This window comes from Pseudomonas sp. LBUM1648 (assembly GCF_059716145.1).
The window spans coordinates 3,224,918-3,246,815 of record NZ_CP166808.1 but is presented as its reverse complement, the minus strand read 5'-3'; the positions used below and the strand labels follow the sequence as shown (position 1 = coordinate 3,246,815).

Below are 21,898 nucleotides of genomic sequence, written 5' to 3'. Positions count from 1 at the left end.
GTTTATGTCGCTCAAAAATGCCTTCGCTGCTGTGCTTAAAGCGATGCGTGCAGGCAAAGGACTGACCCAGAGGAACCTGGCAGAAGTCAGCAGTCGAACATACGTCTCGAAATTAGAGCGCGGTCAATCAAGTCCGACGTTAGAGATGCTCACCGCGCTAAGTGGCCCACTCAACGTGAATCCTCTGACCCTAGTAGCCATTACCCTTTGCGCCGAATCGGGGCAGTCCGTCAACGCTTTGCTGCGCCGGACTCAAGAAGAACTGGAGGGTCTAGCCCATGACGGAGTTCTGAACAATTTGACGATTTCGTCTGGCGATGAGTTGCTAGCTGCACGCCCCTCTACTAAGTCCTCAAGTAATCGCTCAGCGACGAACGCCCTGCAAGTAGAATTCTGTTTCGCAGAATAGACGATCCCCCACTCAGCAAAATTGATGGAAATGCCGGCCACATCAAGCGGGGTCTTGTGCGCTTCAGAGAGCTCCCATGAAAATGCCACTGTTCGACCTTGCTCTCAAACACGTGTCACCGCAGCTCTGCATCAATGGTAAATCCAAACAACAATCGGCCTGGGAACGCGACCAGACACTACTCGCTAGACGCGATGCATGGGGATCGTTTTGAAGAAGAGTGAGCTCCCAGTCAAAACCTGCGTGACCTGCGGCCTTCCCTTCACATGGAGGAAAAAGTGGGCACGCTGCTGGGAAGAAGTGCGCTACTGCTCGGAGCGCTGCCGGCGCAGTAAATGCTGAACCGAAAGGTGGGTACGGGGAGTCAGTCTGAAGCAGCAAGCGATCAAGTCGAAAGTTTGATCAACATTGGCTTGGTGGTGAGCCCAGCATCTGATATCCCCACACTTGAGGTCGGTTTACAAGACTGGTTTGTGAAGGAGCTCCTTCGGGATTTACACACGGGTCGATAACCCTGCATGAAAAAATGCAGCTTGTTGGATAAGCACTTCGCTATTGCTGACTTGGGATGCCTGTGTACAGCTGAAATGGACGCATCCTCGTCGCACGAATTGTAAGCCACCTGCCCTCACCTTTCCGGCACGACGGTATGCAACCGATTGTCGCAGCAGCCCGAAGCCAGATTACCAAGGCAGGTTTGCCATAAGCTGACTTTGCTTAGGTTCAACGCCGCAAGGATCACGCGTTCTCGCAGCCGCTACACTGCTGATGGAGGCGCTAGCATTGAAGAGCGCCTTGTTTTGATGGGACACGAAGCTAAGGGAGGTGCTACGTGGAGACGGACATTAGATCGCTAGTTGCAGCAGGGCTAGTAGCACTCGCTGGTCTCATTTTCTTTCTTCGCTACCACATGCTGCGGCAATGGAAGCGGGAGGAACAGAGAGAATTCATGGCGACCTTGAGATGCCAGAATAACGATCAATACGAGATACTTTTAGACAAAATTACCTTTCCTAGCAGGCTTTCACCTGGAGAGGTTTACCGGATCATTCACAATCATAAGGGAGAGTATTTTCTTTATCTTTACACCAGAGGATCGCCAGGCGTTCTTCAACCATTAAGCAAAGAACGAGCGATGATTTCAGTACGGCTGAATGGATAATGGATCTGCAGTCAGACGCTTTTGACGTGCCGCCTGATGGCGGACGGCTGTCGTGAACCAAGCCTGGGCGTAAACGCCTGCGTCTCGGCCCTTCGGGCTTCCATCCTCACGCCTTCGGCCATGGGCCTGCGCGCTCCGCTTGCTTCTGGACTAACTGAGGCGCGCAGCGCAAATTAGCTTCCGACAAGACAGAGGCACGTCAAGCATACGACGTGTTCGGTAATTTGAAACTCCGCGTAATCGGTATAGGCCTGCGCACCCCGGTCTCGGGTAATAATGTCTACTAAAGTTGAAGCCACAGAGGATCCCTTGAATATTTATTCGACCTTGATGGTTATTTGGATTCGTTCTGACCAAGCATTGCTTCTGTAATAGCAGGTACCGGTGCAACTCAAAAAATCGGTATCGCGCCTAGCGTGGCCAGTTGCACCGGCTCACCGGCCTTACGCCCAAATATTAGGTTTTCCATGGCTTGAACAAAGCCCAGTCCCTGTATCCAAAGCCCGTCGTGGATGAGGCTCAAGACGTAGCAGCAACCGTTTTCGTCCATCAACAGCGCGCCGTGGCCGTGTTGGACTTCGGCGATGCTCACCAAGGTACTGCTTAGGCGTTGCTGCCACTCAAGGAATTCTTCGCTTCCATGCAGATGTTCAAATGTGCCAAAGGCCACATCACTGGTAGCACACTCCTCTCCTCTGCTGCAGATGCCCACCTGCACCCCGACAAGCTGTTCAAGTAAAGCAGCGGCAGGATGTTTGGGTGGAACGTAACGCGGTAGTGGTTCGGTGTAAGTGCTGGGCCAGCCTGCGGCGAGAAACAGTGGGCGCAGACTCTCAGAAAGTTCTATTAGCGGGGGTAGGTTCAGTGTGCTGGTCACGATTTCACCAAGCTGTTATTGAGGACTATAAAATCCACATTCGTTTCATAGTCGAAGTCTTCAACGATACCTTGAAGGTGCATATGTTCAAGACCATGCGTTGACATCTCATATGATGCATTAATGAGAAAAACGCCAAGTTCTCTAATCGTTTGTGGATCAGCAAGAATCGAAACCTCATCCAGCTGAATATTTTTATCACTCCCGACAGCAGTTCCGTGCACACTGAATTTATTCAACTTTCTCATAGATTGAAACCTTGTTCCCGAAGGGATTTTTTCTTTTCGCGTGAGTTCAGAGACGCTACCCCGCGTACCTCTGAGATTCCAACCTTATTCACTACAACTTCAGCCTTCCTTGTCTTGCATTGACAGGGAGCATGAACCTGTTGATTCGTATTTTCCACATGCGGTGGGTCTATTCGAATCCGGCCATTGCCAACCGCCTCCCAACGACCAGATTTTAAAAAGAACGATTTCATTCGCGCTTCAATTGCCACGGATCGGACGATAGGAGCCCGCGCCATGGAGATAGGCAATCAATACAAAAAATATTGATTCAGCTGACAACCGCCCCTTTCGGGCCGCTGGCAATCAGTGCAGCACCACAGGCGGTTTTCATGCCGTCGAGCGCGATGGGCACGCCATCGACGGTGTAGGTGCTACTGCCCTCGGCAATCGGGAAAATCCCCTTACACAACGGGCAGCTGACCTTGTGACCAACCCCGGCAATCGGTTTGCCGTTGAGGTCGGTATGGGAGAAAGCTTCGAGCACCTTGCCACCGTGTGTGGTGGAGTCGCCCAAGCGGATTGCGTCTTTCATGTTGTCACTCCTTTGACCAAGTTACTCAGCCATCAAAACGTCTTCGTACCCTTGGATATCGATGATGAATTTTGCGCCCGTGGGCAAACATAGATACTTCATAACCAGCGGTAGCATTTCGGGTAAATGCTCAATACAAATAGGCTGGTAAAAATCTATCGCTGTCGAATGCGTGCCGCAGTGAATGAACCAGCTGACATTCCCCCCATCCGGCAATCGAATGCGTGTGCCGTAAATGGGTGTATTTCCCAGAGACCCGATGGCGATAGCGACCATGTCCTCTGGTGGTAGCACTGACATCCCGTGTTTTTCGCATATCGCGCTCTGGACAGCGCTGGGATATCTGTGATTTTGTTTGCTCACAGCGACTCCTTGCTTATCGATCCTATACCATTCGATGGGTGGCTCGGGATCGTCAGTTTTCGAGCCACCAGTTCAACAACGTTTCGTCATCATCGTCATCGAGGTTTTTGTAGATATTCGCGTAGTACCATTGTGTCCCTGTTCTATCGCGAAACCGGTCAAAAAACTCATTGATCTTATCCATCCCATTGCCCGCAGGTACGGCCAACGAAAGATTGCCCTCAAACACACCATCCAGCGTGCCACCGAGCTCGCATCTGACATCCCTTTCAAGCTCTAAAATCTCCTCAGCAGGGATATGGTCGGCGTAGATGTGGATGCAGAAATTGCCGCCTCGTTCAAGAACTACCGCATGAGTGTTTCTGTCCTCGATAGAGATGACATCTCCTCGGGCCATATTGAGCGCCAGACCTGGTGAGGACAGCAGCTCATAGGTTGCAGTATCCAACTGACGAGCCGGGAGCTCCTCGAATACTGGATCTTCGTCTCTGGTGCCTGCATATACTTCAATCAGCATAAAGCTTAAGAACCGATGTACTTATAATAAAGAGAAAGCTGCGAATCCGTTTCCGACACCTCCACATGGAGTATCGCTTCGCTGGGTTTTCCGTCAGCAAAAAGGATACATTCCAACCCAAGCGCACCATCGTCTGCTTCGTAAATATCAACAAAAGGCCGTTGCTTTGTACGCGACACAAAGGCCTCCATCTCGGGACACATTGAAATCTTTGTACCTCTATCAAAGTAATGGTCAATGGCTTCGTAAATTTCGTCAGCCACTGCGGTAGAAATCCCGAAATCGCGTTGCAGTGCCTGAGAATCACGCTGGCTGATCGTAATGACGAGCTTCTTGACCTTCACGTAGGCTCGCAGCCCGTAAGCAAGCTGCCCAGGGTTCACTGATGATTGCAAACGCGTCACCCCCTCATGCTCAAATTGGCTTGATGGCCGACCATAGAACGCTTTCCAACGGCGTAAAATTTACTCCTTTAATATCTCTCGCAAGCTCTTTGAATTCACGCGAGCAAATAAACGTATTACTCCCTGAAATCAACCCCTTGAATTTGAACAGATCGCGCTTGAAGTCGGGAGGTAATACCAATTTCTTGAACCTGAAAATCAACCCATCCTCTTCTATGAAAGTAGAAGCAGGATCGGTCTCCGAGCGCGCATCCAGCTCTTCAAAAAGTACAGCATTGTAGCTTTTGGATGATATAGCTTCCCCATCTTTAGAAACCACCTTAATGGGCACAGCGTCAGTCACAACGACGTCCAAGTCGCTGCAAATCGACATAAAATCATCACTGGCAATGTAAAATCGAGCGACACTTCTTATATCAAAGTCATAGAACTTATCTTTAGAAATAAGCACCATCCCTTCTGGGTATGGCGTGTGCGTTTTGTAATGGATTTTCTCCGCATACCACGGAAAAACCCCATACTCGAAACCTTTGGTATCTGAGTAAAATTTGTCGTAAAGATCGGCCTGTAAGAAGCCAGCCGGGCAACCAGACTCTTCCTTCTGAGAGAGCACGTAATGTTCCATGTCGCTCAATACCGTCGATAGTGGTTGATGGATCAGTCGCCTCAGTCTTTAATATCCCAGTTAAACTTTTATCAGCTATCACATTTGCATAAAACACATCGGCGCCTATTGGACAGCTTTTTTATTAATATTTAAAAATGATTGTTTTTTCATCCAATTGGCAACCCGGATTTGTACCTTTCAAATTCGTCGAATCCCAGACCAGACAACTGTTTCCAACGGGGTAAATTCAATGCCCTTGAAATCGGTCGCCAAATCCTTAAACAACTGAGAGCAGATCAGGCTATCACTACCTGAAACAAGTCTCTTATATTTGAAAACATCTAGCTTCCAATCATCAGGGAGAATTAATTTCTTGAATCTTATGGGCCTACCATTTTCTTCGACAAACGTAGAGGCTGGATCGCAATTTGTCCGAACGTCCATCTCATCGAACAATACAGCGTTGTATTTTTTTGAAGAAATACGTTCGCCCGTCTCGGAAACAACCTGGATTGCAACACTGTCAACTATACTGACATCAAGGCTATTACAGGCAGCCAAAAACTCATCACTAACAACGTAAAAAAACCGGGAAACACTACGAATATCAAAATCGTAGTATTTCTCCTTGGAGATCAAAACCAAGCCTTCGGGGAAAGGTGTACGCGGGCCGGGCTTCCCTTTTTGCGCATACCATGGAAAAAAACCAAACTCAACGCCCTTCGTATCGGGGTAAAACTTATCGAAGAGATCCGCATAGATAATCCCTATAGGACAGCCAGAGTCTTCCTTTTGAGAAAGCACATAATAATTCACGGCGCCAAACTCCTTATTCATCGTACTCGACGTTGCTTTGTTCCAGATATAGACAAACTCTTTCTTAATCTGGACTGGATTGCAGAGATCTGAGCACGAGCCTGCGTTTCATTAATGTCGCCAGAATCGTAATCATCACGAACTTTTTCAACCATATTTTCAACCATAGGCGTATATACCTTACCATGCGATCCGCAATGGTAAAAAACGCGCTTGGTTTTCTTGGCCTGATCCGCACTGTCGGGCATCAACAGACCGTTTTCCTTCTTATCCCGCTCACCACCCATCCCGATATCCGAGAAGAAACTGGCTTGCCGTCCCCACACTTCCTCTGGGATGAGGTGATGCGCCTGCATTTTGTCATGGGCTTTGCCACCCAATGCCCGATTGAGCGTGCTACTGCACAGTCCATTCGGATCGACCCACTGGGTCGGGCTGATCACATATCGATAGAAGTTGATACCGCCGGCGTATCCGATCGGGTCGCGAGACACGAAGCGACCGACACCAGGATCGTAGTAGCGATGGCGGTTGTAATGCAGTCCAGTCTCATGATCGTGATACTGGCCCTGGAAGCGGATCGGGTTATTCAGCCCTTGTCGCTGGGCCGAGGATGAGCGTTGTTCAATCGCTTGTCCCCACACCCTGTAATGGGCGCTCCATGCTATTTCACCCTGCTGGTCGGTAAGCTCTTGTGGCGTGCCGAGGTGATCGCACTGATACCACGCAATCGCATCAAACGGTTGAGGAACAGGCGCGTGATTCCACAGCGGATCCTCGTCCGGTGTATAAACATCACCGTAAATAGGTTGAGGCACTAAACGAATAGGCTGGTGACTTAGCGCCTGTACCACTGGATTGAATGTGCCGGGCTCAAATACGTAATGAACAGTGCGTCCGGTATCACCATCCAACTGAGCGGGACTGCTCTCCCACGCCAGGTTGTCACCGTCCCAACCGAACATCGTGAAGCCGCAACCATACTCACGTTGTTTGCGTGCATGTTCATTGCGATTCCACAGAGATCCGGCCTCTGGACGATGCTTATAGTGCGCTCGGGAGTTTTTGTGCAGGCGACGACCGAGTGGGTCGTAGGCATAATCAACTGCCAGACGGTCATCTTCGAAATGCACCAGGCGATCGAACAGATCCCATCGCATCTCGCACACACTGCCATTACTCAAACGCTTGACCTGATTTCCGCGCTCGTCGTACTCATAGTGCGTGCCTGCGTACTCACGTAACAAGTTATCGAGAAGCTTGCTGCGCACGGGCTCCTGATCCAGGGGCCTGCGGATATCAAAGGCTTTTTCGTCCAGAAGGTTGCCGGCTGGATCGAAAGCAAAGGTTTCGACTCCAAGCCGCGTGACAGCACTGATTAAACGACCTACAGGATCATAGCGATAGGACAGTGGGCCTCGACGACTATCATTGATATCCGTCAGTTGACCGGCTGCATCGTATTTGTAGTCGCGCTTGAGCAGCACGGACTTGTCATCGCTATGTACCAGCATCTGCTCTTGCAGTCGTCCGGAGGGATCCCATTTCTGCGTTTGCAGCAGGCGGTTACCCTGGTGACGGGCGACTTCACGATGTAAGTCATCGCGCTCGAAACCGGCCAACTCATGATCGTCCAGACGCAAGCCCAGTAAGTGCCCGCTACCGTAAGTCAGCCAGCTGACACGATGTCCATCGGGGCGAACAGTGGCAACCCTTTGATTGAGTGCATCGTACTCGTGCTGCCATACGGCGACCATCGGGCTTTCCAGGCCCAGATAATGTTGGTGTTCGCGCAGTATGTTGCCCGCCGGATCATGAAACCACTGCAAGCGGCTGTCGGCATTGCAAGCCATGATCAGCTTGCTATTGCCGTCGTAATTGAAAGTTTCGCTCTGCTGCTGTTCACCCAAAATGGCGCGACGTTCAACCAAACGATTCATTGAGTCAAAGCGAACCTCGACGCAATGCTCTCCGTTGTAGATTTTCGCAAGTCGACCGGTTTCGGGTTCATACAAGTAACGCGTTGAGCGCCCATCAAAGGCTGTTTCTTCCAGCAAGCGGCCGACCGGATCATAGTTGAAGTGGGCGCGCCGCTCATTCTCGTTTTCCAGCGCGATCAGACGACCGAGTTTGTCCCAGCGATAACGAACGGCATGCTCCAGCGCATCGACCCGTTCGGCAATCAATCCTGCCGCGCTGTATTTCCATGTCGTGCAACGATCCAGACCATCGACATGAGCCAGCAAACGGCCTTCCGCATCACGCTCAAAACGCTCTTCGGTCTTGTCTGGATGCTTGATCAAGATTAGTTGCCCGGCTTTGTACTCGTACTCGGTGCTCTGACCGGCGGCATCTGTAAAGCAAACCATTTGCCCGCGATAGTTGTACTCCCAGGCACTGGTCTTGCCTGAACAATCGACGTACTCCACCAGTTGGCCGGAAGCGTTATAGGAAAGTTTCTTTTCATTGCCGTTGGCATCTTTGACTGCGGTTGGCATCCCGACCGGGTTGTAAGCGTATTCAGTCTTGTTACCCAGCGGATCTACGCTCTCAACAAGATTGCCTAAATCGTCGTAGGCTCTTGTCCATTGCCCCCCCTCGGCATCGCTGATCTTGATCAGTTGATCATGATCGTCGTAGGCAAAGTGCACTACCGTGTCATCGGTACGGATATGCTCGAGAAGGTTGCTTCGCTCGTCATAGCTGTAACGATCCGAGCGACCATCGGCACGGACGTGACGGATCACGTTTTTGGCGTCATCGCGGAAAAACCAATCTGAGCGATCATCTGCATGTCGGATGCGGTAGGTATAACCAAGGCTGTCAAAATAGTGCCAGGTTTCGTGACCGAGCGCGTCAGTGACGTACACCAGACGAATGTTTTCATCCCACTCCAAACGCGTATCGAAGCTGCCGTCGTCAGCCCATTCGCGAACAGCCTTGGCGTCGACACCGTAGCCCTGCCATTGCAAATTCATACCCCGGCCAGTGCGGTCGGTGTAACGGGTGATCAGGTGATGTTGATACTGATAACTCCAAACCGCACCATTCTCATCTTGTGCCTGTACTAGATCGCCCATCGAATCGTAAGCGTAAGAACACAGCTGACGCAGAGGTTCTCCGTCACGAATTTCCCACAGTCCGGTCAGACGTCCTTGCTCATCAATCATTGTCCCAAGATGCAGATGTACTTTGCTTAGATCCCCCTCGTAAGTAATCAGATCGGACAGAACCGTCCGATCACCATGGCGGTATTCGTAATGCAGCATGATGCCGGCACCGCTTCGCAACTCTACGCCGGCCAGCAAAAACCGCTGCCCACTACGTACGTAGGTTTCCTTGCGTTCAAAACCACGGCAGAGCAACAGTTTGTCGTCACTTACCCGGATAACAGTGAGATTTTCAATGGCGTCATAATGAAACAGATCGACTTTGGGCAACGGAAAGTCGTGGCTGCGGCCGTCCGCATCATGGAACTGCAAGGCACCGTCGACAAGGTCGAATCGTGTTGTGAATGAAGTGATCCATCGTGCCCCCAAGTCGCCTTGGTCATAAGAACCCAAATCGGAGCTGTAGATACGCGTCCATTCGATCGGGAACGGGCCGGCCAAATTGAAGTCCGTGTGAGCAATACTTTCAGAACCAACTGCAAAGCTGATGCTGTCGCAAGTACCTGGACAGGTACCATTTTTTTCGGCATTAGGCTTTTTCTTCGGCGGTACTTCGGTCTTCCTGACTTCAGTTCTACCCTCTCCGGCCCGGTGCTTGGCTTGGCTTGTACCGCCGACCTTCACGTGACCAGCAACACCCCGCCTGTTACGCAGATTCCATGCTTCGACAGCCTTGGCCAACACGATCAGAAGCGCACCGATAGAAAACGGCATATTCGGGTTGCTTAGTTTTTTCAGCTGAGCCCGTAATTCCGGCCCCATGGCGACCAGTTTGGTTGTCTGATCGTGAACCAGTTTCTTGGCTTCGTTAGGCAACAGATGCTTTGCAGCGCTGTTGACTACGCCTTTCCCCGCCGCCTTGTAGACGTCCCAGGCTGCATCGAAAATATTGCTGATGGCCTTGCCGGGATCGTGCAGAAGTTGTCCTCCCACACCGCTCATTCGCTTCTCTGCTCGATTGAGGTCAACACCCGAATCAAGATCAGAATCGACAACAGCGTTCAGTCCCTTGGCGATCTGCGTCAGGAACTCTTCGCCTTTTTGTCCAGCTTTATCCAGCAGATCCGGCAAGGAGGATTGAGCCGTCTTAACGAAGTGATCAATCTCACCAACAATGGTCGCGTTCAAGTGACCGGCAATCACGTTGATCAACGCATCGCCCAAGAGGGCCTTGCCAGCGACCTTCATTTCCTGCCTTACCAGATAAAGCGTCGGTCGAAGGCTCATCCGAGCGGCAGCCATATTCGCGGGTACAGGAATTACACCGATTAGGTCGATGCCAAGGCTGACCCAATCCAGTGGATCACGCTTTTCACTCCGAGATAAAACGGCGATGTCATTCAAGACATCGATCAGCGCCATGATATTGCCGACTACGGGCAGGGCTCCGGCGAAATACTTGATCCGCTCAAGCGTTACATAACCACCACTGACTTCCTGAAGCCATGCATCAAATTTGGCAGCATCGCGTCCGACATCCGCTACTTGAATCTGATTCAACGGTACGATCGCGACTTGTGACTCGCGGTTTTGAGTTGCGCTTGCGGTAGTCATGACAGCATCTCACTTGCAATCAGCCCAGCGGTTTTAAGCGAAGGTTTAGGCAACGTTGGCGCCGGCAAACCCGGCAACTTGCCTGCCTTGCTCGCCGCCCCGAGGATCCCCGACGCACTCGGCATGGCGGCACTCGCCAGTTTCGGCAATCCGGCCACTCCGCCCTGCACTGCGCCTTTGACCTGCTGCGCCGTTTGCATTGCGCCCTGCGCGGTCTGCACCGCACTCATCCCTGTTTGTGCCATTTCCTTGCCCTTCTCCAGCATGTCCCAGTTCTTCGTTGGCAATACCTGCGCGACCATCGCCTGCACCTGACTCGGCACCTCTTCGCCCCCCGGCGGATTCAACGGCCATTCCGGCTTGCCGATATAACTGCCATCGCTCCAGGTGTCCGCCGGATCCTTGCCGAACAACACGCGCGCTGGCCCCGGTGCGGCGCCAGAGACGCTGGCAAAACCCTTGGCGTCGAGCTTGCCCTTTATGCTTTTGCCCAAGGCGTCGATGACTTCGTAATCGCCCTCTTTGATGCCCTGACGCCCGGCGTATTGGTTGAACAGTTCGAGGTTGCCCTTGCCGGGTTTTGGTGGTTCCGGGAATACCCCGGCCAGACTTTTCGCGCCGGTGTAGGCGAAGTTCGCCGCATGCGCGGTGTACGGCCCGCTGGTGGCATGGGTGATGCCGCCGGCGTTGTAGGTCGTGGCGCTGCCACCGCCCTGGATCACCAGTTCGGTCTTGGCGGTGATGGTGATGCGGTCGGCATTGGCGGTTATGTTGAGTTTGGCCAGCAGATTGATGCTGTCCTTGAGCGCACGCACGTCGATGTCACCGGAAGCGGCTACCAGACGCCAGCCCATGCTTTGCACGAACAAGCGCATACCGCGACTGGCGCTGGCCAGCAGGCGTTTGCCGATGGAGAGACTGGTGTGACCAGTGCTGCTCAGCGCCAAGTGTTCGCCGGTGGCGATGTGACTGGAGCGCGGCGTGGTCAGGGCGATGCCGGCCGGGCTGGCCAGTACCAGATGCGGTTCAGTGAATTCCGGGAACTCATTGGCGGTCATGTTCGCCGGGCCACTGCCGAGCACGCCTTGATGCTGTGCGTGCAAGGCCTTGGCCACGTCGTCCTGATCGCCGGCCTCCTGCGCTTGCAGCTCTTTGGCCTGCACCGCGAAGCCGTCCTGCTGGTCGCTGGCAGTGGCGAGGCGTTCGGCGGTTTCCGGCAGATCCTTGTGATGTTTCGACTCGTTCGGACGCGGCTCGGTGGTGATCAGTAGACCGGCACCGGCACGCACTGCGCCGTGGCGGTCGGTGCGCAACTCGAACCCTTCGCCACGCGGCTGACCACCGCTTGGGCGTGGATGCGTCAGGTAGCCGAGGTTGATCGCACTCGCGCCGTGATCACTGCGCAACGCGATGCTGATTTCGCTGGTGGTGTCGTCGATGCGCAGTTCGTTGGCGCGGCTGCCCTTGTATTCCTTGCTCTTGACCGTGGCCAGGGTCTTGAAGTCCGGCAGTTTGTACGGCGGTAGATTAGCGCCGTGGTACAGGCAACCGGTGATCAGCGGCTGGTCGGGATCGCCCTCCAGGAAGCTGATCAGCACTTCCATGCCGACCCGTGGAATATTGATCGAACCGAAGGTCTGCGCCGCCCAGTTTGAAGCCACGCGCATCCAACAGGTGGTCATGTCGTCGTGCTTGCCTTCGCGATCCCAGAAGAACTGCACCTTGACCCGGCCATACTGGTCACAGTAGATCTCTTCGCCTTCGGGGCCGGTGACCACCGCACTTTGTGCGCCCAGCACTTTCGGTTTCGGATGATCGAGCGGCGGACGGTACGGCACGTCCCACGGGATCGCGCTGAAGCGGTTGCGGTAGCCTTGGTTAAAATCGTCCTTCAGGTCAGTGGTGTCGCTGGTGACCGACTCTTCCAGCACCTGCGGCTGCTTGCCTTCGTGAAAGATCTCGGTGAGCAGCCACAGGTCATTCCAGGTCGGGTTGGCGTGCTCGGTCAGGGCGAGAAAATGTCCGCTGACCAGAATCGGCTGATCGCTGTTGCCTTCGGCGAGTCGATAGTCGCTGCGATGACGTTCAAGTGCCCGATTGGCCAGGTGCTTGCCACGGTCGCGATCCACGAAACGGCCCGGGTAGTCGTAGTCCTCAAGATCCGGTTGGGCGCTGCTTTTGGCGTCGCTTTCCAGCTCGATCTTCGGTTTGACGAAGTCGTAATCGCGCCGAGTGGTGCGGCTGGTACGGGTGGCCAGACGCAAACCGAAACGTTTGACCACCGGTCTGTCGGCGACCAGTCCGGAGTCCTGCTGATAGGCTACTGGCGCGAGTTTCGGGAATACCGTCTGGTCATCGCCGAAGGTCAGTTTGTGGCCGCTGGCGGTGTGCTGAAAGTGGTAATGAATCCCCTCCTCTTCGCACAGGCGCTGGATGAAGTCGAGATCCGATTCGTCATACTGCACACAGTAAATGCGCTCGGGGTAAATCGCGCTCAGCTGGAAGTGGTAATCGCTGGCGAGGATGCCGTGTTCTTCCAACACCTTGCTGATGATCTGTTGCACGGTCATCTGCTGGAAGATGCGCTGGTTCACACGATGCGCGAGGTACGCCAGCTGCGGGCGCAGGGAGATTTTATAGCGGGTGAGGCGCTTGCCCGACTCGCCTTGGGCGATGCTATAGACCAGCCCGTGAATGCCACTGCCGCTCGGCGACAGCTGAAGAAACGCCAGTTTATGCAGCACACTTTCAAGATGGATAGAGGCTTTTTCGCTGACCAGTTCCAGCTCGAATTCGAAGGGAGTGTTGAGAGCCTCCCGGCCGGTAAACGACAAGACCTGGAAATCGTTTTCCACGCCATCGACGGTCAGGTTGAAATGAGGCTGGTTGGCCGGTGAGAACATCCCTTGTTCCTCGCACAATGCTGCGACGCGCAACAGCCCGTTGGTGGGCTATTGGTGAAAAATTCTTTATTGGTTGAACGCCTGGGCCAGCTGCGCCAGCCCAGGCAAGTACATCAATCAGCCGTAATTAAACGACTGGAGCACGCCAGTCATCGGAACCCGAAGTACCGGAGACTTCATGAGTCCAGGTGATTTTGCGGTAGGTGAACTGCACTTCTTCCAGGTGGGTGAAGTGCGAGTTGCCTGGATCCTGGCAGTTGTGCATTTTGTTGTTGATGGCGACGATGATCGCGTCTTCCAGTTTGGTGGTGTAGTAGTGCTCTTGAGTACCTTGAGCCGAGGTACGGAACCACTGGATAACGATTTCGCTCATGCGCTCGCCGGAGGTCAGAGCCGCTTGCAGCAGAGGCGAAGCCTTGTCGTAGACCTTGGTGATCACAACTGGCTTGTGAACGCGCTGACCGGTTGGTTGGCCGGATTGCGGGTCACGCGGAATGATCACGTCGTGACTGAACGCCTGAACCATGACCTGGTCTTCGTGACCTTCCTGATAGGTGTTGCCAACGGAGTCGGCGGTGAAAGCGCCGGCAGTGATCAGACCTTGTTTTTCGCCGGTAACCGACATGTACGCTGGTGTAGCCATGGGTGTGCTCCTTGCTGAAAAATTGAGAGTGCCCGGAGGCGAAATCGCCCGATGGGTGGCCAACTGCAGTCAAAGAGCGTGCCAGGTTTTGTTAAGTCCCCGGGAGCCGGTGACTAAACCGCACTGGATCGCGTTTTTGCATGTTTTTCGCTCGGATTCGAGGTTTCAAGTGCGCAACTTCTTGCGCAGTACTGCGCAAGAAATTGCGCACTCGTCTGTACAGAACGAATTACGTGGGCTGTAAGGATGTGTCCACATGGTTATCCACATTTAAGTGCGCAAGAAGTTGCGCACTCCCCCCCAATGCCTACCCATTGACAATAACTGGCCGAGAATCAAATCCGGCCATGGGTTCTTGGACGTAAGAACTGGCTCTTTGCAGGGTCGACACGCGGCGGAAAACGGGCGGCGGCGATCATGAGTTTGATCCAATCTGCGCGGCTCAACGGACACGATCCGTATGCTTACTTGAAGGATGTGCTTACACGCTTGCCGACGCAGCGGGCCAGTGAAATAGGACAGCTACTGCCGCATCAATGGGTGCAGGCCTGACTTTCGCAGAATAAATACGGCAGTCACTTACCCCCTACCATCAGTCTCGACGAGTGACTCTTTTAAAGCATCCTATAGTCATGAAGACACAGCCTGGTATCCAAAAGCCAGGATTTCCAGTGCCCAAGCCTACTGCAACTAGCGCCACTCCTACTGCGAGCATGATGCGTTCTCCATAACCGAAATATCCATTAACGACTAAGCTGAATTTAACATAGCCCCTAGCATTAGCGGCAAAGCGTCGTGATTTTTAGATGAGTCAAATGGCTCTATCGCAAGGTGGGATGCTCGGACGGTTACGTTGATTGCAGGGCGCTGAGCGTCGATGCCGGCGCCTTCACAGCGATCTACCCAGTGTCGGTAATTGCGCCTGGGAGCCAGGCTGTCGGAAGATAAACTTTTACGTTTTTATGTGAGGTCAAGATGCTAATTCAGTGGGCTAATCTTGACCCCACAAGGCAACCCCGCGCGCTGCCGGGACGGCCAGGGCATTGATGAAGGTGAGTCATTTTGAAAAAGAGTGCTCTGCCAGTCAAAACCTGCGTGACCTGTGGCCTTCCCTTCACATGGAGGAAGAAGTGGGCACGCTGCTGGGAGGAAGTGCTCTACTGCTCGGAGCGCTGTCGGCGCAAATCACCTCTAAAAGTCAGATCTGAAAGGTTGGTATAGACTTCCTTGAAACTTACAGGGACTTTGAAAATGATCAATGCAGAATTACTGAAACTGATGATCGAGACGTCCAACGATGGCATCGTTGTGGCAGAGCAGGAAGGCGATGAGAACATCCTTATCTACGCCAACCAAGCCTTCCAGCTCCTGACGGGTTATAGCACTGATGACATCCTGTACCAGGACTGCCGGTTCCTGCAGGGAGATGACCGAGACCAACCTGGCCTTGCCGCTATCCGCGAGGCAATAAAGAATTTTCAGCCTTGCCGCCAAATCATTCGAAACTATCGAAAAGACGGTAGTGCTTTCTGGAATGAGCTGTCGATTACCCCAGTATTCAACGACGCGGATCAACTCACTTATTACATCGGCATCCAGAAAGACGTTAGTATCCAGGTTGAGGCTAGCGAGCGCGTACACGATCTAGAAGCTGAAATCGCAAACTTGAAGGATCAACTAAATCAAACAAAACGAAACGCCCCACAAAATGAGGATTAAATGCCTTGGCCACCCTATTGTTTGTGCTTGCAACAGCTAATTTTTCTAGTTTTCGAGCTGTGGGTAGTAACGCGCCATTCGTCAATTAAACGTGGCATTACACCACCCCCCAACTATGAGCAAGCAATGATCCTGACACTTAAAAACATGAAAAAACCCCATCGCATCACAGGCATATCGGATACTTATTAAAACATGCTCGGCACGCCATAACTCAAAAAGCCTGCAACTGGTTATGAATATTTAAATTAATTCATGCCAGTAGAGATTGACGATCTGACATATTGCGGTGCCCCTCTAGAAGAAACTAAAATGCGTGTGTTTTTCCCGCCTGACTTACGCCAGTCACCCCCAAACACCTTTCACTACACGTCGTCAATATCAACTATGCGATTTCTACCCTTAGACTTTGCGTGATAGAGCGCACTATCTGCGGAGACCAACAATTGCTTAAGAGTGGATCTCGACTCGTTCATTGAAGCATAGCCAATACTGACAGTGACTTTTATTTCCTCACCACCAGCATCCACACTAGACGCTTCAATGCTGCTCCTAAGTCGCTCCGCAATAACTGACGCCTCGACACTATTGATCTTAGGCAACATAACGACAAACTCTTCGCCCCCAAACCTAGCTATAGTATCTCCGGGACGAAGAACTCCCTCAGCAACGTTCACTATAGACTTCAGGACTTCGTCGCCAGCTGGATGCCCCCAGCTATCATTAACACGCTTGAAGTGATCGGCGTCTAGCATGACTATAGATATTGAGTGTTGATATCGATTTGCCCTAGCAAACTCTTTCTCTGCCAAGTTGAAAAAGTGAGCACGATTAACTGCGCCTGTCAGGTGGTCTTTAGTGAGTAAATTAGCCAGATTATCACTCGACACCTTGCGCTCGGTGATATCTCGAAATACAACAGTATAGCCAGAAAACTCGTCATCTTCGTCACGCAGAACGGCGATCATTGTTTGAGCAAAAAAATTGTGTCCTGATTTGTGTTGGCAAAGATAGTCTCGTGAGTGCCAACCTTCTTCGCGGGCGAATGTGAGTTGCTCATCCAAAATATCAACTTCCGAGGCGGACAAATTACAGAAGCGACCCAGCTTCTCACCAATTGCCTCGGATTCTGTGAAACCTGTTAAACGCTCTGCCGAAGGACTCCAGCTATTGATTACCCCCTGCTTAGTCAAACCGAGAACTGCGAAGTCGTTAACAATCGTATAGATCGCGTCTAACCACGAGTCGGTCTGCCTTAATCTCCTTTCTGTTGCGACTTGGCAAGATATATCAGTCAAAACTGTTATCAGGACATCTTCATTGACCTTTACGATTGTACATGCAAGGACAATACCTCCGTCGGCTGCAGACGACACGTGAACTCTATGATTTACACATATTGATCCGCACGACGCTCTAAAGCTCGTTACGAGGTTACGTAGTTCAGGCGCCACAGAAGAAAGCGTCTCAAATAAGTTTTCAAGCCCTATAGACTTAACTAGCGGCATCAACAATTGAGTCGCCATAGGATTAAGCATATCAATCTTACCGCTTGGGTCGGTTCTTACCAAACCCACTGGCGACAGATACATAAATGACAGTAGCGCTTCATACTCTGACTCAATTGAATCATCACTCTGCTCATCACTAATCATTTTGAAATCGCCCGATCAACCAACAGGAAGCGGGTGCTCGAATCACTTTCTTTAAGCAATCTCAACCTAACGGGGATTGGCCGCATTCTAAGTGCGAGGACATAAGAAATGATCTCATCCAACTCAGATTCATTGTCAAATCTTTGAGCGACCATAGCATTATTTAGACATGGAGCAATTTCCAGAAATAAGTTCTTACCTAAAACACGCGCCTGCCTTAAGGCCGCACTTGAGGCTTCATAAGCATTGTACACCACCACTTCTGAGTTACCATTAAAGCCAATAACACCAAAGTCTAGAGTGTCCAGTCGGTCAGGTGCGGCCAACAATGCCTGTATCGATGCTTCCTCGAAGGTAAGATTCATGTCCCTGCTCACTTGTGAAGTAAAAAATTAATTTGAGCACATCCTGGCCTGGCTTTATCCACCTAACCGCACTGTAATGAGCGCCCTCTCTTTTCAGTATTCAATGCTGACATATCAGCAACCGAAAATTTTTTGAGAACGGACGGGTGTTTGCCAATTTAACCTTGAGGCCCTGTTCCACTGTCTCGCATCTCAAGCGCCTCCCTTCGGTACGCTGCAATACAGTGTAGTATCAAATCAAGAATAGCTCCTCATTTTACATTGGGCTGCCCACTCAGTTTTTTAACCCGCTCCCTGGCTATCAATCAGGGGAGCTATCGATCCTTTATGGCGGTTTTTTTGATATTGATACTCAAGCACCTCTGGCTACGGCGCACTTGAGCTTAACAAAGCATTGGCTTCTCGACGCAGGCCTTTGCAATATCGCACTTCGCGTTGCCGTCTACTGGTCAATCATGGCAAGGGCCTAGTTCACTATTACGCTCTGCTGCTTCCCCGAAGAATATTCCAAGCTCTTGCAAGCGGATTGGCCGCCTTAAGCTGAGCGCTCTTGGACGCCACAACCTTGTGCTCGATGTTTTCCAGGTATTGGATCTTTAATTGATCTGCCAGCGGAGCAAGCACCGGGTTGCCCCTAAATCCAGCTAAGTGCGAGTCGATTACCGCCGATGTTTGCTTGGCAGCCGCCGCGACACTGGCGGGAATGGACGGGTCAAAGCGAATCGCCTCTAGCGTTAGATCAAGCTGCTGCAATATGGCCTCTGCATCACGCATCTGTTCACGAACTGCGTCTAGGGATATCTGCATCATCCACTATCCTTAGTGAGGTTAATTGGGTGGGATTGAAAGAGCGCGCTGCGTTCAGTGCGCTGACTTGAAACTGAAATAAAATTGTAGGCTACAGTGAGCAAGGCGTGTGGCGACTGATAGGGATCAATGTCGTTCGTTGCGCGAAATGGAGACGGCACCAATTGCTGCTAGTCTTTTCGAGGTGTGATCACAGGGGAGGCTCACTGCATGTCGTTCGCCGACAAATTTGTAGCTGAAATACTGAGTTTACAAGTGAGACTGTACAACGCACATGCACGTCTTGAGGCGCGCACGGATGGTGAGGCGTTACACGATCTAAGGATAGCCGTGCGACGAATTAGAAGCCTGCTGAGACCTTTCCGCTCAGTGGAGGAGATGCAGGTGCTGAGCGAGGCAGCTGCGGAGGTTGGTCGGCAGACTACGCCAGCGCGCGATCTTGAAGTCCTCATCCAAGAACTAGAAAATAGAAAACTACCCCAGCTGGCACAACCCAGACGTCTCAGGCTGAACAATAGCTATGGGGCCGTCCTCAACGGCTTGCCACTCAAACGGCTAATGGCGGCACTTGATGCTTGGCCTCAAGGTTTCCGTGCGGTTGAGCTCAATGGAGGATGGTCGGGTATTCAGCCGCGTATTGAAAAAACGATCAAAAAGCAGGTCGACCGGCTCCATGTCGCGATAGAAAATAAGGAGTTTGACCGACACGAATTGAGGGTGTTGGTGAAACGCACTCGCTACCTGACGGAGGCCTTTCCGGCGCTGTCCCCGCTGTCGAGTACCGAAAACAAGATATTGAAAAGCTTGCAATCAGCGTTGGGTGATTGGCACGATCACTTCCAGTGGTGCCAGAAGGCGCCGATTGAAAAGGATCTCCTTCCATTACAGGCAGTATGGACGGCCTGCGCAGCAGCAGCCCTTGAAGAGGCTGAGACCCGGTTGTCGGAAGCAGCAGAACAACTCCCAAAATCGCTGAGCAAAAAAAAGCTGCCTAAGTTGGCAGCCAAGTAAAGAGCCCGCGATGAGCATGATGTCTGCCGATAGTATGCTGACTCTTTTGAGTCATCTTCATGACAGCGCCTCGTCAGCCAGATAGATATGCTCTGGCAGGGAGTGCGGTGCATTTATCCGATCTGTCAGCCGAGTAACAAATGCCTCTGCCGCGATATAGGTAGAGAACCTAACACGCCAAGTGTCAATTACAACGAACCATCCGGTGTCCGTGTCTGCCTCTTCAATTTTGATCAACATCCTCGGAGTCCTTTCGCGGGGGGGGGCAACAGGGTGGAAATGAGTTGAGCTCCCTTCAGGGAGAATTTCAGTCTAGCTCCTTCAGCGCATTGATTTGTTCTCTGATGCGTTCCGAATTGATATCGAGTGTCGACACCGCCCCCAGGATGGTGCTGGAAGCTTCCGTTCCGCCTCGTTGATCAATCCACATCCCTATTGACTCGACAGCATCCGCCAGCGCGAGCTGGTTTTCGTGGAGGGACTCCAAAATAGCTGACAGCTGGTTTTGAACTGACATGACGCCACCTCATCAATACAAAATTGAGCTTAGCAGACGCCCTGCGCCGGATTGCGTTACGAAAGCGCCGCGGGTATGCCGTACATCCCCTCTGGAGCGAGGTCGCTTTTAGACGCCTAATACAGAGGCTCGATGCTGTTCGTCGAGAAACTCCGTGAGCCTTCTAAATGCTGCTGTAATCAATGATGATCTGGCCAAAGCTTAACCATCTGCTCTAACTGGGAGATAACCATGTCAGAGAAGTTCCGAGTGCTGTTTGTGTGTGCGAAAAACGACGTTCGCTCATTGTTAGCTGAGGCTTTGTTAAGACACACTGACACCGGCCACTTTGAGGCATTCAGCGCAGGGCTTGCCGTTGGTGACATCGATCAGCGAACGCTGGAAGCGCTTCAGCATATCGGTGTCGATTCAAGTGGGCTGCGGAGTAAATCTATCGATGAGTTTAAGGGGCAGGATTTCCACTACATTGTCACCTTATGTGACAAATCATCTGAGGAGGCATCCCGGATGCCATCTTCGGACGAGGTGATTACTTGGAATTTTGAGGATCCGACTACCAGTGAAAAGCCTGAACCTTTTCGCCATACCCTCCAGGAAATCCATGATCGCATCAAGATGTTCGTCACGGTAAAAACTCGAAATACCTCAGCGTAGGCCTACCCATCGCCTCAGAGCCTAAGGCGGTCAAAAACGATCGTCCAGAATGTTAGCCAATAACCCGTTGACCCATCGTCATCGCTCTACCTTCTAACTGTCACATTCTTCACCTACGTTTCCCTTCGCCAAGATGCTCAAAGGGGGCTTTATGAATAGTGCGTGCTGGCTAAAGACTCGGCGTATAGCTGCCAACCTCAGTTCACGAAGGAGGATCATTAGTGCGCTTTGTAGCCGTAACTCTCCAGTGATCAGAACAGCTGAATACCAGGCTACCCTTTTACAGCGATATCCAATGGATCTCATAAGCAGTGCTGAAGTCGAAGCCTTGTTGGACAGCTGGCTTCCCTCTACCGGGCGCTATCAGAGGTTGGATCTCACCTGACGCCCTATTACTTATACGGCGCTTTGGATTGACCAAAAACAAGTCACGCGAAAAGTTTCCTGATCACACGCTCATGCTTGATCAAAGCATCGTGCGTTTGCTGCGGCCCACGAGAGCCACATCGACCCCGGGAAATCTAGCGCAGGTTTAGGGCGTTAATTGCCGCGCAATCAGTGACGATCTACACAGTGTCGGTGATTACGCCTTGAGCCAGCCTCGCAGCAGATAAACTCTCACTTTTTGAGTGAGGTCATAATGCTAATCAAACGGGCTAATCTTGATGTCATCAAGCAACCCCCGAAATGCAAGCCCCGTCAAGGTATTGGTGAAGGTGGGTCATGTTGAAAAAGAGTGAGCTGCCAGTCAAAGCTTGCGTGACCTGCGGTCTGCCCTTCGCATGGAGGAAGAAATGGGCACGCTGCTGGGATGAGGTGCGCTACTGCTCGGAGCGCTGCCGGCGCAGTAAAAGCTGAACCAGTTGGAAATCAACTACGAGAGCTTCAACGCTATACCTCTCAAATATCCAGTTCACACTCAA

22 protein-coding genes and 1 pseudogene are annotated in these 21,898 nt (G+C 51.9%); 8 read left to right on the top strand and 15 right to left on the bottom strand.

Annotated elements, in window-relative coordinates; genetic code table 11:
- The first annotated feature begins 4 nt into the window (after nucleotides 1-4).
- Together ACA043_RS14890 and ACA043_RS14885 are read left to right on the top strand one after the other, a co-directional pair.
- Nucleotides 5-409, top strand: a complete 405-nt coding sequence (locus tag ACA043_RS14890; RefSeq protein ID WP_497659605.1) for a helix-turn-helix domain-containing protein — start codon at nucleotides 5-7, stop codon at nucleotides 407-409.
- Nucleotides 410-619: 210 nt separating this feature from the next.
- Nucleotides 620-751 (top strand): DUF2256 domain-containing protein, encoded by a 132-nt coding sequence (locus tag ACA043_RS14885; RefSeq protein WP_187679181.1) that lies wholly within the window; start codon nucleotides 620-622, stop codon nucleotides 749-751.
- Between the two features lie 1,211 nt (nucleotides 752-1,962).
- Here ACA043_RS14885 and ACA043_RS14880 read toward each other — a convergent pair.
- From ACA043_RS14880 to ACA043_RS14830, 11 genes are all read right to left on the bottom strand, one after another.
- Complete coding sequence (locus ACA043_RS14880) at nucleotides 1,963-2,448, bottom strand: SUKH-3 domain-containing protein (protein ID WP_497659604.1); 486 nt, start codon at nucleotides 2,446-2,448, stop codon at nucleotides 1,963-1,965.
- The gene (locus ACA043_RS14875; RefSeq protein WP_497659603.1) at nucleotides 2,445-2,696 is read right to left on the bottom strand and encodes an Imm32 family immunity protein; all 252 of its coding nucleotides are present in this window, start codon (nucleotides 2,694-2,696) and stop codon (nucleotides 2,445-2,447) included. Before ACA043_RS14875 ends, ACA043_RS14880 begins: the two co-directional genes overlap by 4 nt.
- A gap of 310 nt (nucleotides 2,697-3,006) precedes the next feature.
- Nucleotides 3,007-3,270, bottom strand: coding sequence for a PAAR domain-containing protein (locus ACA043_RS14870; RefSeq protein ID WP_128614860.1), 264 nt, complete (start codon nucleotides 3,268-3,270; stop codon nucleotides 3,007-3,009).
- 21 nt (nucleotides 3,271-3,291) lie between these two features.
- The gene (locus ACA043_RS14865) at nucleotides 3,292-3,633 is read right to left on the bottom strand and encodes an immunity protein Imm33 domain-containing protein (RefSeq protein ID WP_497659602.1); all 342 of its coding nucleotides are present in this window, start codon (nucleotides 3,631-3,633) and stop codon (nucleotides 3,292-3,294) included.
- A 52-nt stretch (nucleotides 3,634-3,685) separates the two neighbouring features.
- The gene (locus ACA043_RS14860) at nucleotides 3,686-4,150 is read right to left on the bottom strand and encodes a DUF4265 domain-containing protein (protein WP_497659601.1); all 465 of its coding nucleotides are present in this window, start codon (nucleotides 4,148-4,150) and stop codon (nucleotides 3,686-3,688) included.
- A 5-nt stretch (nucleotides 4,151-4,155) separates the two neighbouring features.
- On the bottom strand, nucleotides 4,156-4,554 hold the full coding sequence (locus ACA043_RS14855) for a hypothetical protein (RefSeq protein ID WP_497659600.1): 399 nt from the start codon (nucleotides 4,552-4,554) through the stop codon (nucleotides 4,156-4,158).
- A 10-nt stretch (nucleotides 4,555-4,564) separates the two neighbouring features.
- Nucleotides 4,565-5,179, bottom strand: coding sequence for an Imm43 family immunity protein (locus ACA043_RS14850; protein WP_497659599.1), 615 nt, complete (start codon nucleotides 5,177-5,179; stop codon nucleotides 4,565-4,567).
- 180 nt (nucleotides 5,180-5,359) lie between these two features.
- A complete protein-coding gene (locus tag ACA043_RS14845; protein WP_497659598.1) occupies nucleotides 5,360-5,977 on the bottom strand; it encodes an Imm43 family immunity protein in 618 nt (205 codons plus the stop codon).
- 17 nt (nucleotides 5,978-5,994) lie between these two features.
- Nucleotides 5,995-10,701 carry an RHS repeat-associated core domain-containing protein gene (locus tag ACA043_RS14840; RefSeq protein ID WP_497659597.1) on the bottom strand — a complete coding sequence of 1,569 codons (4,707 nt, stop codon included), beginning with the start codon at nucleotides 10,699-10,701 and terminating at the stop codon, nucleotides 5,995-5,997.
- Entirely contained in the window at nucleotides 10,698-13,604 is a 2,907-nt protein-coding gene (locus ACA043_RS14835) for a type VI secretion system Vgr family protein (protein ID WP_497659596.1), read from the bottom strand. The genes ACA043_RS14840 and ACA043_RS14835 overlap by 4 nt, the downstream gene beginning before the upstream one ends.
- Nucleotides 13,605-13,731: 127 nt before the next feature.
- On the bottom strand, nucleotides 13,732-14,247 hold the full coding sequence (locus tag ACA043_RS14830) for an Hcp family type VI secretion system effector (RefSeq protein ID WP_007919523.1): 516 nt from the start codon (nucleotides 14,245-14,247) through the stop codon (nucleotides 13,732-13,734).
- Nucleotides 14,248-14,554: 307 nt separating this feature from the next.
- Between ACA043_RS14830 and ACA043_RS14825 the strand changes: the two are divergent.
- The 3 genes and pseudogenes from ACA043_RS14825 to ACA043_RS14815 all read left to right on the top strand — a co-directional run.
- Nucleotides 14,555-14,799: pseudogene (locus ACA043_RS14825) on the top strand (transposase domain-containing protein); the annotation flags it as partial.
- 510 nt (nucleotides 14,800-15,309) lie between these two features.
- Nucleotides 15,310-15,468: a DUF2256 domain-containing protein gene (locus tag ACA043_RS14820; protein WP_497659595.1), complete on the top strand. Its 159-nt coding sequence runs from the start codon at nucleotides 15,310-15,312 to the stop codon at nucleotides 15,466-15,468.
- Nucleotides 15,469-15,498: 30 nt separating this feature from the next.
- The gene (locus ACA043_RS14815) at nucleotides 15,499-15,966 is read left to right on the top strand and encodes a PAS domain-containing protein (RefSeq protein ID WP_497659594.1); all 468 of its coding nucleotides are present in this window, start codon (nucleotides 15,499-15,501) and stop codon (nucleotides 15,964-15,966) included.
- A 365-nt stretch (nucleotides 15,967-16,331) separates the two neighbouring features.
- Here ACA043_RS14815 and ACA043_RS14810 read toward each other — a convergent pair whose 3' ends face one another.
- From ACA043_RS14810 to ACA043_RS14800, 3 genes are all read right to left on the bottom strand, one after another.
- The gene (locus ACA043_RS14810; RefSeq protein ID WP_497659593.1) at nucleotides 16,332-17,621 is read right to left on the bottom strand and encodes a sensor domain-containing diguanylate cyclase; all 1,290 of its coding nucleotides are present in this window, start codon (nucleotides 17,619-17,621) and stop codon (nucleotides 16,332-16,334) included.
- Nucleotides 17,618-17,986 (bottom strand): hypothetical protein, encoded by a 369-nt coding sequence (locus tag ACA043_RS14805; RefSeq protein WP_497659592.1) that lies wholly within the window; start codon nucleotides 17,984-17,986, stop codon nucleotides 17,618-17,620. Before ACA043_RS14805 ends, ACA043_RS14810 begins: the two co-directional genes overlap by 4 nt.
- Nucleotides 17,987-18,463: 477 nt before the next feature.
- Nucleotides 18,464-18,796: a YuaX family protein gene (locus ACA043_RS14800; protein WP_497659591.1), complete on the bottom strand. Its 333-nt coding sequence runs from the start codon at nucleotides 18,794-18,796 to the stop codon at nucleotides 18,464-18,466.
- Nucleotides 18,797-19,003: 207 nt separating this feature from the next.
- On the opposite strand from ACA043_RS14800, the gene ACA043_RS14795 reads away from it, so the two are divergent.
- Nucleotides 19,004-19,804 carry a CHAD domain-containing protein gene (locus ACA043_RS14795; RefSeq protein WP_497659590.1) on the top strand — a complete coding sequence of 267 codons (801 nt, stop codon included), beginning with the start codon at nucleotides 19,004-19,006 and terminating at the stop codon, nucleotides 19,802-19,804.
- Between the two features lie 307 nt (nucleotides 19,805-20,111).
- Here the strand turns inward: ACA043_RS14795 and ACA043_RS14790 are convergent, their stop codons facing one another.
- Nucleotides 20,112-20,321: a hypothetical protein gene (locus ACA043_RS14790; protein WP_497659589.1), complete on the bottom strand. Its 210-nt coding sequence runs from the start codon at nucleotides 20,319-20,321 to the stop codon at nucleotides 20,112-20,114.
- Between the two features lie 231 nt (nucleotides 20,322-20,552).
- Between ACA043_RS14790 and ACA043_RS14785 the strand changes: the two genes are divergently transcribed.
- The gene (locus tag ACA043_RS14785) at nucleotides 20,553-20,975 is read left to right on the top strand and encodes an arsenate reductase ArsC (protein WP_497659588.1); all 423 of its coding nucleotides are present in this window, start codon (nucleotides 20,553-20,555) and stop codon (nucleotides 20,973-20,975) included.
- Between the two features lie 726 nt (nucleotides 20,976-21,701).
- Nucleotides 21,702-21,833, top strand: a complete 132-nt coding sequence (locus tag ACA043_RS14780) for a DUF2256 domain-containing protein (protein ID WP_497659650.1) — start codon at nucleotides 21,702-21,704, stop codon at nucleotides 21,831-21,833.
- The last annotated feature ends 65 nt before the right edge of the window (nucleotides 21,834-21,898 follow it).